Origin of the sequence: Enterococcus sp. C57 (assembly GCF_040887305.1) — a bacterium.
In the GTDB taxonomy this organism is placed as follows: Bacteria; Bacillota; Bacilli; order Lactobacillales; family Enterococcaceae; genus Enterococcus_B; species Enterococcus_B hirae.
In genome coordinates this window covers 224,057-240,688 of record NZ_JBFOFP010000005.1, presented here as the reverse complement: position 1 = coordinate 240,688, position 16,632 = coordinate 224,057, and the positions used below count along the sequence as shown (strand labels likewise).

The window sequence follows — 16,632 nt, the reverse complement described above, 5'->3', positions numbered from 1 at the left end:
CCCCGTAAGATTATCTTATGTGTGTGTTCGTTGTAAAAAACGAACAAGGTGATTCCGGCATAGCTCAGTTGGTAGTAGCGCATGACTGTTAATCATGATGTCGTAGGTTCGAGTCCTACTGCCGGAGTTCTCATTTATGAGAAAGAGTAATGAGCTTCTTTCACTCTGGAGAGTTGTCCGAGAGGCCGAAGGAGCATGATTGGAAATCATGTAGATGGTTCACGCTGTCTCAAGGGTTCGAATCCCTTACTCTCCGTAGCATTTTCCTGGCCCGTTGGTCAAGCGGTTAAGACACCGCCCTTTCACGGCGGTAACACGGGTTCGAGTCCCGTACGGGTCATTAATTGAAAAATGGAGGTTTAGCTCAGCTGGGAGAGCATCTGCCTTACAAGCAGAGGGTCAGCGGTTCGATCCCGTTAACCTCCATAATGAACTGGTTCCGTGGTGTAGGGGTTAACATGCCTGCCTGTCACGCAGGAGATCGCGGGTTCGATTCCCGTCGGAACCGTCATTCTTTTTCAATTAATACATTTTAAAATTTGGCGCGGTAGCTCAGTTGGTAGAGCAACGGATTGAAGCTCCGTGTGTCGGCAGTTCGATTCTGTCCCGCGCCACCATGGAGGAGTAGCGAAGTGGCTAAACGCGACGGACTGTAAATCCGTTCCTTAGGGTTCAGTGGTTCGAATCCACTCTCCTCCATTACATAGGGGCATAGTTTAAAGGTAGAACAGCGGTCTCCAAAACCGTTAGTGTGGGTTCAATTCCTGCTGCCCCTGCCATGGCGAATGTGGCGAAGTGGTTAACGCACCGGATTGTGGCTCCGGCATTCGTGGGTTCGATTCCCATCATTCGCCCTTCTTTATTGGGGTATAGCCAAGCGGTAAGGCAAGGGACTTTGACTCCCTCATGCGTTGGTTCGAATCCAGCTACCCCAGTTCTATAATTTAATTTATAGATTGAAAATAGTATAATGGCGGTATAGCCAAGTGGTAAGGCAGAGGTCTGCAAAACCTTCATCACCGGTTCAAATCCGGTTACCGCCTTAGTACTAATAAAATCAACTTGCCGGCGTGGCGGAATTGGCAGACGCGCTGGACTCAAAATCCAGTGCCCGTTGAGGGCGTGCCGGTTCGACCCCGGCCGCCGGTATTGACTAAGATGTACTCATCTTAGTTTTTTATTGAGAAATAAAATAACATTGTTTATAATGGCGAATGTGGCGAAGTGGTTAACGCACCGGATTGTGGCTCCGGCATTCGTGGGTTCGATTCCCATCATTCGCCCTTTCTTATTGGGGTATAGCCAAGCGGTAAGGCAAGGGACTTTGACTCCCTCATGCGTTGGTTCGAATCCAGCTACCCCAGTTTTTTTACGCCGGCGTGGCGGAATTGGCAGACGCGCTGGACTCAAAATCCAGTGCCCGTTAAGGGCGTGCCGGTTCGACCCCGGCCGCCGGTATCATAATGAACTCCTAATGTGTCTTACATTAGGGGTTTTCTTTTTGGTCTCTTTGTTAAATGATGTTGGTAAAGAGAAATCTTAGAATCATTTGGGCAGAAAGAAGAAAATTTCGGCTCTTTGTCAATAAGAACTGATGCGTGGTGTAAAAAAATCTGAGACAGAATGAGGTTCATTCTGACCCAGATTTTTTTGTTATAGAACCATTTTCTTTTTGAAGCGTTGTCCTACTCTCTATACAGAAAATCATTCCACATCATGAAAAGAACCGTACCTACTGCCGTACTAGAAGCTAAAATGAATAGAGGTAATGAAGATGAAGAAAAAGTTTTTCTATCTGATGATTTTTATGAGTTGCTATCGCTACTGCAAAGAGCAGAAAATGGTCATTATCATGGGTGAGGGTTCTACAGGGATTGAAACGTTAGATAACCTATGATTTTTCTGGCTTCTAGGTATAGTGAAAGTCGTTTTTACCCACTCATCTGTGTTTGAAATAATTCATCTAATCAAACTGAGCCAAGAAAATACAATAATGGTAATCATCTAATTTTAAAAAAATAGGGATCTATCTATTGTTTTTTTGAATACCTCAATAGTTTAAAATTGCTCCCGCTCTATACAATTATGAATTAAATGAATTGGACTTTAGTCTAATGTTTTTTACATTGATCAATACTATAATTAATATAGTATTGTGGATTTAAGAAAGTAAAAAGGAAAGAGAAAATATAGATGTTAGAGTTAATTATCTCCAATTTTTTTTTGGTACATATTCTATTTTTATTTCTAGCCTATTAAAGTCAAATTTGCTTGTTGGAGGGATTATGGATAATAAGAATCAAAAACTATTTATTGCTCAGTTTATTGCAACGATTTGTGTTGTTGTTATTCATTGTGGAACCATTACTAATCACCCGATAGTGCATTTTTTTCTAAAAAGTATGTTTTGTCGTATTGCTGTTCCATTCTTTTTTGTAAATAATGCATATTTCTTTCGGATAAATAGTAAGAGGGAAGGCTATTCGAAGATGTGGCTAAGAAGAATAGTACGTCTATATACTATAGTGTTTTTGTTGTACATTCCGTTTGGTGTTCAACTGTTACAAGATACAGTTGATATTCAGTGGAATTTATGGTCAATATTATTGGCATTGGTAGTTAGTTTCCTATATACTGGAAGCTTCTATCACTTATGGTATTTTCCTGCTTTGATAAGTTCATTAGCTATAGTTAAATATATGTTTCAAAGATTTAGATATAAATGGGTTTTTCTGGTTTGTTTTTTATTTTTTTCTGTTGGTTCCCTTGAAACGTATTCCTTATTTATATCAAATCCAATGGTCATATCAGTTATGGAAAAATACTTTAATATTTTTTTTACTACAAGAAATGGGTTATTCTTTAGTCCACTCTTTATTTCCATAGGATTTGTTTTGGCTGATAATGTACATAATTTAGAAAAGCATCGAAAGTTATTAATATATGGACTAGTCGCTGCGTGTTTTTTAGGAGGAGTCGAAGGGATAATCACATTTTATAATCAAGGAAACGATAAGAATTTTATGTATTTCACAATCCCTTTTATTTTTAGTTTGTATGGACTGCTGGTTATTTCTAAAAGTAAAATCAAAAGTTTTGAAAATTTAAACTCCTATAGTAAGAATATATTCTTGTTTCATATGATACCTATTCAAATTTTTAATATGAGGCATGGCGAAATAACACCTATAAATGGATTATTCCGCTTGATGTTAGGGGTGTTTGTTCCAATAAGCATTGTTTTATTTTACAATAAAATTGTGAAACAAATATCAATTTTTTACAAAATTAAAATGTGAGATGAATTGATGCAGCATATTTGTTTGATTATGCTGAATTAGGATTTAAGTCAGCAATCTTGTTTTGAAATAAATCATCTAGTTAAACTGAACTAAGAAAATACGAGATGGGTAATCATCTAATTAAAATAATCAGGGTTCTAGCTAAACCCCAGCCTTCGGGTATCATAGAACTTCTAATGGATCTTACATTAGGGGTTTTCTTTTTGATCTCTTTGTCAAATGATGTTGGTAAAGAGAAATCTTAGAATCATTTGGACAGAAAGAAGAAAATTTCTTTCTGTTCTTTTTATTTGGTTAAAATAGTATTACCAGGACAGATAATGATTCGTCGTTTGAAATGATAAAAATTTCGAAAACCATAAACTATGGTATGAAATAATGAGGAAGAAGTAAGAAGTAGTTAGTCTCTAAGGATAAACGATCACCTGTGATAGCTGGGTTATTAATAGGTAGTATGATAAAGTATGAGTAACATATAAAGGATGGTGAATCATATGAAAGTTTTTAAGTTTCTCGTTAAAATGTTCTTAGCTGTAGTAATTCCTGCTTATGCCACTTATGGTTTGTTATCTGATAGGAATAAGTCAGACAGTAAGAAATCAAAACGCACTTAGATTGATTTGATGATTTTATTCGTTGTACCCTGGTCCATGGGAATCGAAAAGCTAAAAGGAGCAAAACTATCAGAGGATGGAATGATTGTTGAACTTTATTTTTGACCTTATTAATACATAATAATGTAAAGGCATTCATTGGAAGGTGAGTTAAAATGAAGAATATTATTGAGTATAAGATACCCTTTAGTTCTAAAAATATTGAAATACAAGTCAGAGAATTTTTGAATTATTATGGGAAAGATAAAACCGTCTTTCACTCGTATGAAGTAGCCAACAAGGCGAAAGAACTTGCAGAAAAATTTAACGTACCAAAAGATAAAGCCTATCTTGCTGGTTTGTTACATGATATTAGCGTAGTCATTCCTGATGATGAAAGGATAGAACTACAAAAGAGTTTAGGGGAGGAAGTTCTAAAAGAAGAAGAGAAACTACCTATGATTCTCCACCAAAAACAATCAGTATGTATAGCAAAAGAACTATTCAATATCAAGGATAGAGAAATATTATCAGCTATTGAATGTCATACAACGCTTAAAAAAAATGCTTCTAGTTTAGATAAAGTTGTTTTCATTGCAGATAAGATTAAATGGGATAGAGACCATAGTGCTCCTTATTTAAAACAATTGAACAAAGCTTTAGACATCTCTTTAGATCAAGGGTGTAAAACCTATATTGAATGGGCTTTAACGGATATTTTCGTTTTACATCCTTGGTTAAAAGACGCAATGTGTGACTTAGGAATGTGAGTTTATGAGAAAATTCTATTTGGTTCAATAAAGAATTTGTGCTTTTTTATGATTATATTTTCGTCAGTTAATTTTATAGAGAGATTACTATTTTTTATGTCGAATGAGTGCAATCACCGATGAGGACTAGACAAACGGTTATTCTCAAAGCAGTAAAAGACATACACAATTTTACTTAGTAGTTTGGCGTGATCAAATAAGTTCTTTCAGATTGATGGGTTGAATAACTTCATCTTAGCGGTAGTGTAGTAGTTTTTTATAAAAGAATTAGGACGGATAGAATACTCTATCCGTCCTACAATGATTGAGTGTTCGTCTGGTCTAGAGACTAAAAGGTGAGTGTCCTAGACTTAACATGTTTTACTAGATCTGCTTTAAATGAAAGCAGAAGAAGTTGTCTACTGAGATCACTATACAATTTATTCTGATAATGGAATCAGATTCATTTCTTCATGATAAGACATTTCCCAAAAAAGATACTCAAATTCCAAACTTGATATAAAAATTTGTTTTATTTTTTGTTGGTCTTTCGCACTTTTCATTTCGACTAATTCATCCAACAGGTCAAACATCCACTCAAATGATTTTTCAAAACTAGGATCTGCATATAAATCAATCCAGGAGCGATAGGGGTTCTTTTCTAAACTCGATTGATATCGTTTTTTTAAACGACTCGCATAATCGTAATAGGTCCAAGCACAGGGAAGGATAGCTGCGATGATTTCAGCGACACCTCCACTATGGCCGATTGCTAGCATATTTGTTGTATAAGAGCGATTGTAAAAAGAAGGTTGTACGGTCTTAAATTCTTCTTTTTCAATAGCATAATCCAACATATATTGGCGATGTAAGTCAAGTTCTGTTGCTAGAATACTGTATTGTGCTTCCACAAAATGAAACAATTGATGTTCATTGTCTGATTTGGTGGCAGCTAATGCGAATACTTTAGCATATTCAAATAAATACAAGTAATCTTGTAGTAAATAAAATTGAAATGTCTTTTTAGCAAGAATACCTTTTCCTAATTCTTGAATAAATGGATGATTAAATCCTTTTTCCCAGCTGTCATAAGCTTCGATTTTTAAATTTTTTGAAAATGACATTGATTTACCTCCCAATCGTCTGATCAATCAATCCTAAAAGTTCCTGACTGGCTTTTTTGATATCTTTCTTTGACAAAATAGCAGATACGACAGCAAAACCTTGAATGGGAAGTGAGTGAAAAGCTGGGATTGTTTGCTGATTGATTCCACCGATCACAATGATTGGAAGCGAGATTTGCGCACAGATTTTTTCTAATTCTTCAGTTGTGACATGTATTGCATCTGGTTTGGTATCTGTAGGAAACATTGCACCGACTCCTAGATAATCCGCACCATTTTTTTCTGCTTCGATGGCTTCTTCAACCGTTTGTACTGAAACACCGATTAGTTTATCTGGTCCAAGATGCTTACGAGCTATATTTATAGGTAAGTCATTTTGACCTATATGGAGACCGTCTGCATCACATGCCAGAGCAATATCAAGGCGGTCATTGATGATCAAGGGAACGTTATATCTTTTGGTTAATCGCTTTATCTGTATGGCTTCTTCGTAAAACTTTCTAGAATCTAACTGTTTTTCTCGGAGTTGGACAGCAGTAACGCCTCCTTCAAGTGCTTGTGAGACAGCTTCCAACAGTGTATTGGTAGTGAACAAGAGTAGTGGATCTGTTACTAGGTAGAGCCGGTAATCAATCATCGAATGCAATATAGTCACCTCGTTCTGATAAGGTTTGATCCGTTAGTTTACTTATTTCATCTATTAAATGAGTACGTAAACTACCTGTTCCGTTGGTTTTTGCCTTTTCAAAAGCTAATTCACCAGCAACTCCCATGGCAATCACGCTACTTACGGCTGCTTCAAAAAAATCATCGGAATAACCACCACAAAAACTAGCAATTAGAGAATCTAACATACAACCAGTACCAGTAACATGGCGCATTGCAGCACAACCATTTTTGACCTGCATTGTTCGAACACCATCTGAAATGATATCGATTGCGCCGGTTATGACGATGATACAGTGAAAAGAAGAAGCTAGTGTTCGTGCAATATTGATGACTTCAGTTTCTTTTTTTTGATTCACAAGCGAAGTGTCTACTCCTTTAGCTGAAGTTTGAATACCTGCTAGACAAAGGATTTCTGAATAATTTCCACGAATGACTGTAAATTGGATACTGTTTAATAACTTTTTAGTCACATCCATACGAAATTGAGAAATACCCACACCGACTGGATCGAATATGACCGGAATTCCATGCTCGTTCGCTTCTTTGCCAGCAAGAATCATCGAATCAACGGTTTGTTCATTCAAGGTTCCTATATTGAGAACGAGTGCATCCGTTTTAGCTGTTATTTCTGCTACTTCTTGAATCGCATCAGCCATTATCGGAGAACCACCAATAGCTAAAGTAATATTGGCACAATCATTGACTGTTACATAGTTCGTTAGATGGTGAATCAACGGATTGCATGCACGAATCTGTTGGATAATAGTTTCGAATGATGACATAAAATTACTCCTCTTCAACGGTATTTTGGTAAAGCGAGTAGAAATGATTCGTAGGACCATGTCCTTGACCGATCGCCAACGAATGTTGGATTGCAAGTGTAACGTATTTCTTTGCTTCACAGACAGCTTGCTCTAAGGATTTCCCTAGAGCTAATTCAGAAGCAATAGCAGAAGATAACGTACACCCTGTCCCATGAGTATTTTTGGTTTCGATTCGTTCTGCAGTAAAGTGATAGAATTTATTTCCATCAAAGAGCACATCGGTAGCTTCACCAGATTTATGCCCACCTTTGATTAAAACAGCTGTTCCACTATTTTCGTAGATGGTTCGTCCGACTTTTTCCATATCTGCTATTGATGAGATCGTACATTGAGCAATTTTTTCTGCTTCTGGGATATTAGGTGTAATCAAGTTAGCTAAGGGAAGAACCGTCTGAATCAGTGTATCAATCGCAGTTGGCTCCATCAACGCATTGCCGTTTTTAGCGTACATCACTGGGTCTAAAACAATATTTTGTGGTTGCCATTTTTTTAAACTTTCAGTCACTGCAAGCATTGTTTCTTGGCTAGAAAGCATCCCAATTTTTACGGCATCGGGAAAAATGTCTTCAAAAACCGCATCCATTTGATCTTTGATGATTTGAGGGGAAATATCTTGGTAGGTCAATACACGAACCGTATTTTCAGCTACGACTGAGGTGATAACCGACATTCCATACACTCGATGAGCAGAAAAAGTCTTTAAATCGGCTTGTATACCCGCGCCACCACTACAATCTGATCCTGCAATACTAAGCACTTTTTTCATCTGTAATCCTCCTTAAAATAGAAAAAGACATTCCCCTAGAAAGAAGAATGTCTTGTTTGTTTTGATTTCGCATCAACAAAAAGGACATTTGCTCCCTACGCTGGTATCAACCAAACAGGTTCAAAGGGTCAGGTTTTACCTTCTCAACGCAACAGCGTCCCCCTGCAAACAAAATCATATTTTATTACTTTTTAATCATAGCGGAAATAGTTAGGAGATTCAAGAGCAGATAAAAGGAAACAGGTGAGAAGCGGAACTGCTCTTACGTAACTTCCGTTTTTGTCATTGCTAAATATCCATATGAATCAAGCGATCCGCAATGGTGTCGGTAGTAATGATGGAGTCAATCAATTGATTTTTACAAGCATAATAGATTCCTTGCCATTTCGCATCATCATAAGCAATAGCGATGGTTTCAGGAATTGCTTTAAGCTCTTCAAGACTTAGGCCCACCACATGCTTATTGATTGGATGATTTACTTCTTGCCCATCTTTATCATAAAAACGGGAGTTGATGTCCCCAACTGCACCAATCCCTCTTAATTGTGCCATTTCTTTTTTATTAGTATACCCGATTTCTTCCATCGTGTTGAAATGATCAGGGGAGGAGATACCGACAAGTGCTAATTCGACTTTTTTGGCTTCAGAGAGAATTTTATCAATGTAGATATTACCTTCAAATTCTTGACGGATTATCTCATTAGAAACCAGTGCTGGAGTGTAAAGATATTTTGAAGAACCACGCGTCTTTCGAGCAAATTCATGGCAAAGTTGATTGGAGTGGATATCAAAATGATCATATCCCATGCCGCCGATTAATGGAATGAATGTTGTATCAGGATAATTCTCAAATGGAAATTGAGTAACTAAGCTTTTGATTGACTTTCCCCATGAAATCCCGATTGTTTTCGCAGCTGCAATCTTATCTTTTAAAGAGATTGATGCAATTTGTCCAACCATTTTCTCGATTTCTGGATAAGATAGATTCGTTGTGTCCACCACTTTAACAAAAGATAAGGCAAATTTTTTCTCTAGTTCGGTTTCTAATTCAATGGCATAGATATTTTCACTATTAATAAAAAATTCAATGAAACCTGCTTTTCGAGCATCAATTAACCATTTAGAAATGAGTGAACGAGAGACTCCCATTTTCTTAGCAATCTGTGCTTGTGTCAGACCTTCTTTATAATATAAAGTTGCTACTTTCACCATGTTTCTTTCTTCAGACTTACTCATTTTTTCCTCCAATTGATCGTTTCACTCCAGTTATTCACTTCACTTAAATAGATCAAGTCGATCGGGTAATCATAACTGTCATACATTTAATAAAAAACATTTCCATTTTTAGTGTACTTTATTTTTCCGAAAAAATCAATTGACATTAATTTTGTCAAATGATATATTCTTGGTGTGATATCATATGACAAATGAATTGTCTTTTGATAAAAGCGCGCAATTTGATCTTAAAAGGAGGAATGGGATTTGAATTTTCTGGTGAAGTTGTCAGATGGCTTTATGGGAATGTTTCAAGCTGGAGCAGATACTTTTGTTGGATTTTTAACGACGATCGTTCCGCTGTTGATTTCTTTGATTCTTTTTGTAAACGCTCTAATAAAAATTATCGGAGAAAAAAGAGTATTTGGATTCATGCAACGATGTACGAAATTCACGTTATTACGCTATACATTGATTCCGTTTTTAGCGTGTTTCTTTTTAACAAATCCAATGTGTTATACATTTGGACGATTTTTAAAAGAAGAACACAAGGCAGCTTACTATGATGCAACGGTTTCAATGCTTCATCCCATCGTGGGATTATTTCCTCATGCAAATTCAGCTGAACTATTTGTTTATCTTGGTGTGGCAGCTGGCTTTGGTAAAGTGGGAAATCAAAGTGAATTAGGTCTAAGGTATTTATTAGCTGCTTTTATGATTATCTTAGTACGAGGAATCATTACAGAAAAAATTGCTCGTTTCTTAACACAAAGAGAAGCAAAAAAAACAACAGAAGCATAGACGAAACTGAGAATGGAGGTAGAGATGGAAGCGAAAAAACTAATTATCCATAAAGGAAATGGTGGCTGGGGAGGACCATTAACCATTCCGTTAAATGATGAACGTAAGAAGTACGTTATCAGCGTAACCGGTGGGGGCATTCATCCCGTCGCTGAAAAGATTGCGGAATTAGCTGGGGTAACAGCGGTTGATGCATTTAAAAATCCAGTGGAAAAAGAAGAAACCTTGTGTGCAGTCATTGATTGTGGCGGAACAGCACGCTGTGGAACGTATCCAAGAATGAAGATCCCAACAATCAACGTAAAATTGCAAGCGCCTTCTGGGCCGTTGGCGAAATTTATGACAGAAGATATTTTTGTTTCAGGAACAACGATTACAAACATAGAAATTATTAGTGAGAGCGAAGCTGCACAAGTACATAATAAAGAAGATAAGAATGAAAAAACATCAAATATCAACACAAATAAACCGGAAACAACTACAGAAATAACAAAAGAAACCACTGAAAAGAAAAATCATAGCAATAAAAAAGGTGGGGTTTTTGGCTTGATCGATACCATCGGACGTGGTGCGGGGAGCTTTATCAATATCATGTATCAAGCAGGGCGTGAAACGATCGATACCGTGCTAACAAATATTATTCCATTTATGGCTTTTGTTGCAACTTTGATTGGTATTATCAACTATACAGGAATTGGGGATATTATTGCGAAGTTTTTGTCACCTTTAGGCGGTAGCTTACTTGGCTTAGTTCTATTAGGTGCTATTACTAGTTTGCCGTTTTTATCTCCTTTATTAGCACCAGGGGCGGTGATTGCTTCGGTGATTGGTTTATTGATCGGAACAGAGATCGCTAATGGTACAATCCCGCCACATTACGCTCTACCAGCACTGTTTGCTATCAATTCACAAGTTGGCTGTGATTTTGCACCCGTAGGAATGACTTTGGGAGAAGCAAAACCAGAAACGATTTCTAATGGTGTGCCAGCTGTGTTGTTTTCGCGAATTTTAACTGGTCCGATCGCAGTTATCATTGCGTATGCCTTTTCAATTGGATTATAGAATAGGAGTGAAAAAATGCAACCTAAAAATATAACGTTTGGCTATTTAGCTGAGAAGAAGAATGCAAAGATCAAGGAAATACCGATGCCTGAATTGGCAGAAGATGAATTGTTAGTAAAACAAGAAGCTTGTAACATTTGTACAACTGACTATCAACAATGGTTAGGACTTAGAGAGCATCAAGGCTATCCTATGGCTGGCGGACATGAATGTTCAGGAATTGTCGTAGCAAAAGGCAAAGCTGTCGGCGATACCTACCAGATCGGCGATCGAGTCAGTGTACTTTATGATTATTGTGGTTACTGTGATGAGTGTAAATTTGGTGAAATTACGAATTGTGAAAACAAACGGCAATTTGGAAAGAATTATTCAAAAGAATTTTATGGGATTTTTGGATTTGCGAATTATTTTGTTCGTAAAGCCAAGAGCTTCGTCAAGATGAGACCAACTTTATCTGCCTCAGAAGCTGCTTTTGTCGAACCCTTATCCTCCGTCGTTCAAAATATGAAAAAATTACGAATAGTGCCTGGGAAAGAAACGATCGTGATCATCGGTGGAGGAACAATGGGACTTCTTAATGGACTAACAGCACGAGCAATGGGCGCAAGGGTCATTATTTCTGAGGTCATGCCTAAAAAGTTAGCTCTGATCAAGGAATTAGGGTTTGAAGCGATTGATGCAAGTCAAACCGATCCAGTCCAAAAAGTCAAAGAACTCACAAATGGGAGAGGGGCTGACAGCGTTATTGTCGCAGTTGGATCAACTTTGGCGATGAATCAATCCCTTGAGATGGTGAAAGAAAAAGATGGGAAAATCTCGATTTATGCTGCGGGTTATCCAGCGCCTGAAATGGCTATCCAGCCAAATACGATTCATTATATGCGTCTCGAAGTGATCGGTACGTATGCTTCCACATTAGAAGATTTTTATGACGCAGCTACACTCCTAAATGAAGGGCGTGTCGATGTATCAAAATTGATCGAAACCAAAATTCCATTAATGGATATTCAAAAAGCATTCGAGATCGCTAGTACCCCAGGAAGCTACCGGGTATCAGTTGTATTAAATGAGGAGGGGAATAAAGAATGATCAAATGTTTAGCAATCGCAGATTTATTTATCAATCGAGAAATGATGGAAGAAGGCTTAAAAGATTTAGCTACAAAAGGAATTTCTGTAGACATCAAAGAATGGCGGCATTCTGATTTAGATAGTCTGCAAAAAGATAATATCAAGATTGAAAAACATGGGTGTGATGCAGTCGAATTACCAGAGTATCTCTTAGAAAATATTGAAGAGTATCAGTGGATCATTACTCAATTTGCACCGATTGGTAAAAAAGTGATCGAACGGGCGGAAAATTTGGAATTAGTTGGCGTACTGCGAGCAGGTACAGAAAATGTCGCTGTTAACTATGCCGAAGAAAAAGGAATTGCTGTTTATAATACTCCTGGCAGAAGTAAGACTAGTGTGTCGGAATTTACTGTTGGTTTGATTTTGACAGAAATTCGAAATATCGCACGAGGAAATCAAAAATTAAGAGAGCATCAGTGGCAAAAGTACTATCCTAATGGGCTATTAGCACCTGAATTAAAAGAGTCAACGATTGGTTTAATTGGTTATGGCGAAATTGGCCAACGAGTTGCTCATTTGTTGCGACCTTTTGGATGTAACATTCTTTTCTTTGATGATTATTTTGATGGTACGTCCCCTGATACTCAAGTTAGCTTAGAGGAACTTGTGGAAAAAGCAGATATCTTTTCGATGCATTATCGATTGACTCCTCAAACAAAACATATGATCAATGAGTCGCATTTCAAGAAAATGAAACCTTCTGCTGTTTTCATCAATAGTGCCCGTGCTGGATTAGTCAATGAACAAGATTTGATTCAAGCATTAAGAAACAAAGAGATTACGGGAGCGGCAGTGGATGTTTTTGAACAGGAACCATTACCCGCAGACCATCCTTATCTAACATTAGATAATCTCACGATCACTCCTCATATTGCGGGCTCGACAATTGGTAATTTTGCCAATTCGCCTAAAATATTAGTGAACCGAATCTTTAGAGAATATTTATAAAAAAACATAAAAAATTGAATGAGTGGAGGAAATACATAAGATGACTTTATATGGTGAATTACAATTAAGAGAAAAAACAGGAAATCCAATCAAAGTGGGTGTAATTGGTGCAGGACAAATGGGCAGGGGAATGATTGCACAAATAGCGTCAATTCCAGGGATGATCGTAACAGGGATCAGCGACTTGTCCCTTGATTATGCACAAAAAGCGAAAGAAGCGTATCTAGCTTCGGCAAAAGTTAAAAATGATGTCCTTATTTCAACAGATGCTAAAGAAATTATTCACTCTGATTGGAATGAAGTAATCGTAGATGCTACTGGTGTACCTGAAGCAGGAGCAAAAATTGCGCTTGAAGCGTTATTAGCAAAAAAACATCTTGTCTTATTAAATGTTGAAATCGATATCACTATTGGACCTTTGATGCATAAACTCTATGATTCAGCAGGGTTGATCTATACTGGATCAGATGGCGATGAACCTGCAGCAACCACCGAATTATTTGAATTTGCTTCGTCTATGGGGATGGAAGTCTTAGTTGCGGGAAAAGGGAAGAATAATCAATTGAATATTTCCGCAAATCCGGCAACTGCTGAAAAAGAAGCTCAGAAAAAACAAATGGCTCCTCATATGCTAGCTGCTTTCCAAGATGGAACAAAAACAATGGCTGAAATGAATCTTTTATCAAATGCGATTGGCTATATCCCTGACAAGGTAGGTATGCATGGTTTGAAAGGGGATCTAGATTCTGTCATTACTTCGTTAGATTTAAAAGAAAATGGTGGGGTCTTATCTCAATTTGGTGTAGTGGAATATGTGGATGGTTTAGCGCCAGGCGTCTTTGTTATCGTTAAGGGGCAAAATAGCGAAGTAGCTGAAGAAATGAATTACTTGATGAAGAAAGGGGAACGGGATCATCATATCTTATATCGCCCGTATCATTTAGCAAGTTTAGAAACACCAATTACGATTGCAAAAGCTGTCTTACAACAAGATCATGCCATTGTTCCATTAGGCGCCCCAATTTCAGAAACCGTTGCGGTAGCGAAAAAAGATATTCAACCTGGGGATCATTTAGATGGAATCGGTGGTTTTTGTGTCCGAGGAGTACTTGAGACCCACGAAGAAATGAAGCGAGAGGGACATATCCCGATCGGACTGATCTCTGGAGAAGTAGTAGCAAAACGTTTTATACGGGCGGGTTCTTTCTTAACTGAAGATGACGTTGAACTAGATGCCAGTACCACTGTTTGGCAGTTACGTCATTTACAAGATACGACGTTATCATAGAAGGAGGAGAAAACCATGCACACAACAAAGATTGTTGAGGTTGGTTCTTTAGTGGAAGAATTTGCGGCAGAGTACTTAATGATTCTTTTCGGACAACAGGTACCACCTGAATTAAAAGACATCTGTGTGGTTCATAACAATCATGAAACGGCTAAAAATGTCATCAAAACAGGGGATATACTGACCATCGGCAACCAAGAATATCAAATCAAAGAAGTTGGCAGTGAAGCCAATCATAACTTTGAAACCCTTGGACATATCTCCATTTATTTCCGCACAGGAGAAAACGAAGTTTTGCCAGGAGCAATCGTTGTAGAGCCTCAAATCTTTCCAGAGTTTGCGATTGGAGATACCATTCGATTTGGAGAATCACAATAAGAAGCTGTTAGTTAGAAATAAATAGATGGAATCACTGTTGTTCGTGAAAAAGAACAAATGAGGTTGGTGGTATATCCTTCGATAAAAACTATACCAGAAATAAAAACTAACTCTGCCTCGTGAAAATTTAGGTAGAGTTAGTTTTTGTTTGATAACAGTTATCGTTTTTTCTTTTTTACAATATACAGTAAAAAGACAATAATGAGGACGAGAGCGAAAATAATACCTCCAGCTAGCCAAAGGAGCCAATTGTTTTGCGGCTCATCCTTTGTAGTAGATATATTTTGTTCATTATAAGTTGCAGCTGTTTTTTGCGAAATAGTAAAATTTATCTTTTGCTGCCAATTGATTTCCTTGTTTTTGACATTCGTCATTAGCTGATAGGTTCCTGGTTCGAATTCTTTTCCTTCTAAAAAAATCAAATAGTCCGTGCCGCTGTTAGGGGCGAACGAAATGGGCTGGGTCCCAGTTAGTACTGGGGTTTGTTGTTGTTCTTTTTTGATCTCATAGTGTATACGAGCACTAGATAGATAAGCAGCATTAGTATTTTCCAAAGTTGCTTTGATGGCATTTCTCTGGTTGATTTGGGTAGGTGCTGCTTTTTTTAGTTCTAAGTTCGGTTGGATTTTGTTTAGTTGTGTTTTAAGTAAGACAGCAATCTCCCGAGAAAAAACATGTTGAATATTTCCTTGTATATCTTTTTTTGGTTCTTCTTGGAGGTAGAGCCCACCCGCAATTACTCCATCAAAATCTTTTTCTGGCATTTTGATGGTTAAAGGAATCTTTTTTTGTTCATGTCCCGCAAGAGTAAACTTTTGCTTATCAACAGAAACAATTTTCTCGATATCAATGGGCAAATTATTAGGACGATCTTGATTTCTACCAGAATATTCAACAACACCTAGTTGATTAGTCTTTGCACGATTAAAGGACGGAATGATCGTGATCTCAGTTTCTTTTAGATTCGTGACTAAGACATTCAAAGTCGATTCCTGTCCAGGTTTTAGTTGTAGATCAAAATAATTGTCGTTTGTTGATGGTGTTGATTCATTGCCTTGCATTTGTGCATCAAAACTTTGTAAGGATTCGCCGTAGACGGTAAGATTTCCCATCAGTAGAAAGAAGAAGGGTAGTATCCAAAACCACTTTTTCACGATCATTCCTCCTTTCTTAGTTGGTTGGACTGGATGAGAAAGTCCAATTTAATGTAGTAGTATATTGTTCGGCTACTTTATTTGTATTCGCTGGAACAGATAAGCTGAATTGATTAATCGCTAGTGCAGTATCGCCCGAGTTTTGACCTGCGGTTGCATCTAAAATCGTAGCATCTTGATTGAATACTTGGATCGCTAATTCATCGTTTTCATAGGCACTGGTAGGGGCTAACCCTAAGTTATTTGTAAGTGCGCCAAAAGATAAATTGAGCTGTGCACCTGATAGCTCAACATCATCCGCTGTTTTGAACTGGTCAGTTTGAGATAACTTGACTGTCCATGTAGCTGCAGGATTTCCTCGGTTGTCTCGAACTGCTACGGTTCCAGTAGTAGGTGTAGAGCCGGTTTGTTCACCTGTAGCAGTAGCAATCCAGTTTTCAGCAGCTGCAGTTTGCAGGGGATGATCCCCAAAGTCTAAATTAGTTGGTATACCGCCAGCATAGTCAAATTCAAGTGCGCCTTCCACATAGGCCACTTCTCCTTGGGTTTGTGAATCAGCAAAAACGAGAGAACTTGAAAACAAGCTGATCCCCAAGACAAAAAAAGATAACGTTTTCTTTTTCATT

General features: G+C 37.6%; 15 protein-coding genes, 15 tRNA genes and 1 riboswitch. Of the genes, 23 read left to right on the top strand and 7 right to left on the bottom strand.

The features are described 5' to 3' along the window. Positions 1-53: 53 nt before the first annotated feature. From AB5M32_RS08350 to yqeK, 17 genes are all read left to right on the top strand, one after another. Positions 54-127: transfer RNA gene (locus tag AB5M32_RS08350), tRNA-Asn, on the top strand. 40 nt (positions 128-167) lie between these two features. After that, positions 168-256, top strand: a tRNA-Ser gene (locus tag AB5M32_RS08345). A 12-nt stretch (positions 257-268) separates the two neighbouring features. Continuing rightward, positions 269-340, top strand: a tRNA-Glu gene (locus AB5M32_RS08340). Between the two features lie 13 nt (positions 341-353). Beyond that, positions 354-426 (top strand) — tRNA-Val (locus AB5M32_RS08335). Between the two features lie 9 nt (positions 427-435). Next, positions 436-508 (top strand) — tRNA-Asp (locus AB5M32_RS08330). 33 nt (positions 509-541) lie between these two features. Continuing rightward, positions 542-617 (top strand) — tRNA-Phe (locus tag AB5M32_RS08325). A gap of 1 nt (position 618) precedes the next feature. Then, positions 619-699: transfer RNA gene (locus tag AB5M32_RS08320), tRNA-Tyr, on the top strand. A gap of 6 nt (positions 700-705) precedes the next feature. Beyond that, a tRNA-Trp gene (locus AB5M32_RS08315) sits at positions 706-779 on the top strand. 2 nt (positions 780-781) lie between these two features. Then, positions 782-854, top strand: a tRNA-His gene (locus AB5M32_RS08310). 9 nt (positions 855-863) lie between these two features. Then, positions 864-935 (top strand) — tRNA-Gln (locus tag AB5M32_RS08305). A gap of 37 nt (positions 936-972) precedes the next feature. Further along, positions 973-1,043, top strand: a tRNA-Cys gene (locus AB5M32_RS08300). A 21-nt stretch (positions 1,044-1,064) separates the two neighbouring features. Beyond that, a tRNA-Leu gene (locus AB5M32_RS08295) sits at positions 1,065-1,149 on the top strand. Positions 1,150-1,210: 61 nt separating this feature from the next. Then, positions 1,211-1,283: transfer RNA gene (locus AB5M32_RS08290), tRNA-His, on the top strand. Between the two features lie 9 nt (positions 1,284-1,292). Then, positions 1,293-1,364 (top strand) — tRNA-Gln (locus AB5M32_RS08285). Positions 1,365-1,373: 9 nt separating this feature from the next. Next, a tRNA-Leu gene (locus tag AB5M32_RS08280) sits at positions 1,374-1,458 on the top strand. An 827-nt stretch (positions 1,459-2,285) separates the two neighbouring features. Beyond that, the gene (locus tag AB5M32_RS08275) at positions 2,286-3,299 is read left to right on the top strand and encodes an acyltransferase (RefSeq protein ID WP_178286481.1); all 1,014 of its coding nucleotides are present in this window, start codon (positions 2,286-2,288) and stop codon (positions 3,297-3,299) included. Positions 3,300-4,071: 772 nt separating this feature from the next. Continuing rightward, a complete protein-coding gene (gene yqeK / locus AB5M32_RS08270; RefSeq protein WP_063626849.1) occupies positions 4,072-4,665 on the top strand; it encodes a bis(5'-nucleosyl)-tetraphosphatase (symmetrical) YqeK in 594 nt (197 codons plus the stop codon). Between the two features lie 419 nt (positions 4,666-5,084). Here the strand turns inward: yqeK and tenA are convergent, their stop codons facing one another. From tenA to AB5M32_RS08245, 5 genes are all read right to left on the bottom strand, one after another. After that, entirely contained in the window at positions 5,085-5,768 is a 684-nt protein-coding gene (gene tenA, locus AB5M32_RS08265) for a thiaminase II (RefSeq protein ID WP_368024410.1), read from the bottom strand. 4 nt (positions 5,769-5,772) lie between these two features. Next, entirely contained in the window at positions 5,773-6,414 is a 642-nt protein-coding gene (thiE, locus tag AB5M32_RS08260) for a thiamine phosphate synthase (RefSeq protein WP_368024409.1), read from the bottom strand. Beyond that, entirely contained in the window at positions 6,398-7,219 is an 822-nt protein-coding gene (gene thiM, locus AB5M32_RS08255; RefSeq protein ID WP_368024408.1) for a hydroxyethylthiazole kinase, read from the bottom strand. The genes thiE and thiM overlap by 17 nt, the downstream gene beginning before the upstream one ends. Positions 7,220-7,223: 4 nt before the next feature. After that, on the bottom strand, positions 7,224-8,027 hold the full coding sequence (gene thiD, locus AB5M32_RS08250; protein ID WP_094940902.1) for a bifunctional hydroxymethylpyrimidine kinase/phosphomethylpyrimidine kinase: 804 nt from the start codon (positions 8,025-8,027) through the stop codon (positions 7,224-7,226). Between the two features lie 75 nt (positions 8,028-8,102). Continuing rightward, a riboswitch (TPP riboswitch) is annotated at positions 8,103-8,201 on the bottom strand. Positions 8,202-8,315: 114 nt separating this feature from the next. After that, the gene (locus AB5M32_RS08245) at positions 8,316-9,263 is read right to left on the bottom strand and encodes a sugar-binding transcriptional regulator (protein ID WP_367011116.1); all 948 of its coding nucleotides are present in this window, start codon (positions 9,261-9,263) and stop codon (positions 8,316-8,318) included. Between the two features lie 246 nt (positions 9,264-9,509). Here AB5M32_RS08245 and AB5M32_RS08240 point away from each other — a divergent pair, with 246 nt between their 5' ends. From AB5M32_RS08240 to AB5M32_RS08215, 6 genes are read left to right on the top strand one after another with little or no spacing between them, the layout of a single operon-like run. Beyond that, on the top strand, positions 9,510-10,043 hold the full coding sequence (locus AB5M32_RS08240) for a PTS glucitol/sorbitol transporter subunit IIC (RefSeq protein WP_010737301.1): 534 nt from the start codon (positions 9,510-9,512) through the stop codon (positions 10,041-10,043). A 24-nt stretch (positions 10,044-10,067) separates the two neighbouring features. Then, the gene (locus AB5M32_RS08235) at positions 10,068-11,105 is read left to right on the top strand and encodes a PTS glucitol/sorbitol transporter subunit IIB (RefSeq protein ID WP_063626858.1); all 1,038 of its coding nucleotides are present in this window, start codon (positions 10,068-10,070) and stop codon (positions 11,103-11,105) included. A 15-nt stretch (positions 11,106-11,120) separates the two neighbouring features. Then, positions 11,121-12,194 carry a zinc-binding dehydrogenase gene (locus AB5M32_RS08230; protein WP_178286475.1) on the top strand — a complete coding sequence of 358 codons (1,074 nt, stop codon included), beginning with the start codon at positions 11,121-11,123 and terminating at the stop codon, positions 12,192-12,194. Beyond that, a complete protein-coding gene (locus AB5M32_RS08225) occupies positions 12,191-13,186 on the top strand; it encodes a 2-hydroxyacid dehydrogenase (RefSeq protein WP_081248808.1) in 996 nt (331 codons plus the stop codon). Before AB5M32_RS08230 ends, AB5M32_RS08225 begins: the two co-directional genes overlap by 4 nt. Positions 13,187-13,226: 40 nt before the next feature. Beyond that, on the top strand, positions 13,227-14,474 hold the full coding sequence (locus AB5M32_RS08220) for an NAD(P)H-dependent oxidoreductase (RefSeq protein ID WP_034867482.1): 1,248 nt from the start codon (positions 13,227-13,229) through the stop codon (positions 14,472-14,474). 15 nt (positions 14,475-14,489) lie between these two features. Continuing rightward, positions 14,490-14,852: a PTS glucitol/sorbitol transporter subunit IIA gene (locus AB5M32_RS08215; RefSeq protein WP_063626862.1), complete on the top strand. Its 363-nt coding sequence runs from the start codon at positions 14,490-14,492 to the stop codon at positions 14,850-14,852. A 158-nt stretch (positions 14,853-15,010) separates the two neighbouring features. On the opposite strand, the gene AB5M32_RS08210 is transcribed toward AB5M32_RS08215, so the two are convergent. Together AB5M32_RS08210 and AB5M32_RS08205 are read right to left on the bottom strand one after the other, a co-directional pair. Beyond that, on the bottom strand, positions 15,011-16,012 hold the full coding sequence (locus tag AB5M32_RS08210; RefSeq protein ID WP_242697169.1) for a DUF916 and DUF3324 domain-containing protein: 1,002 nt from the start codon (positions 16,010-16,012) through the stop codon (positions 15,011-15,013). Between the two features lie 10 nt (positions 16,013-16,022). Then, positions 16,023-16,631: a WxL domain-containing protein gene (locus AB5M32_RS08205; RefSeq protein ID WP_010719619.1), complete on the bottom strand. Its 609-nt coding sequence runs from the start codon at positions 16,629-16,631 to the stop codon at positions 16,023-16,025. Position 16,632 lies beyond the last annotated feature (1 nt).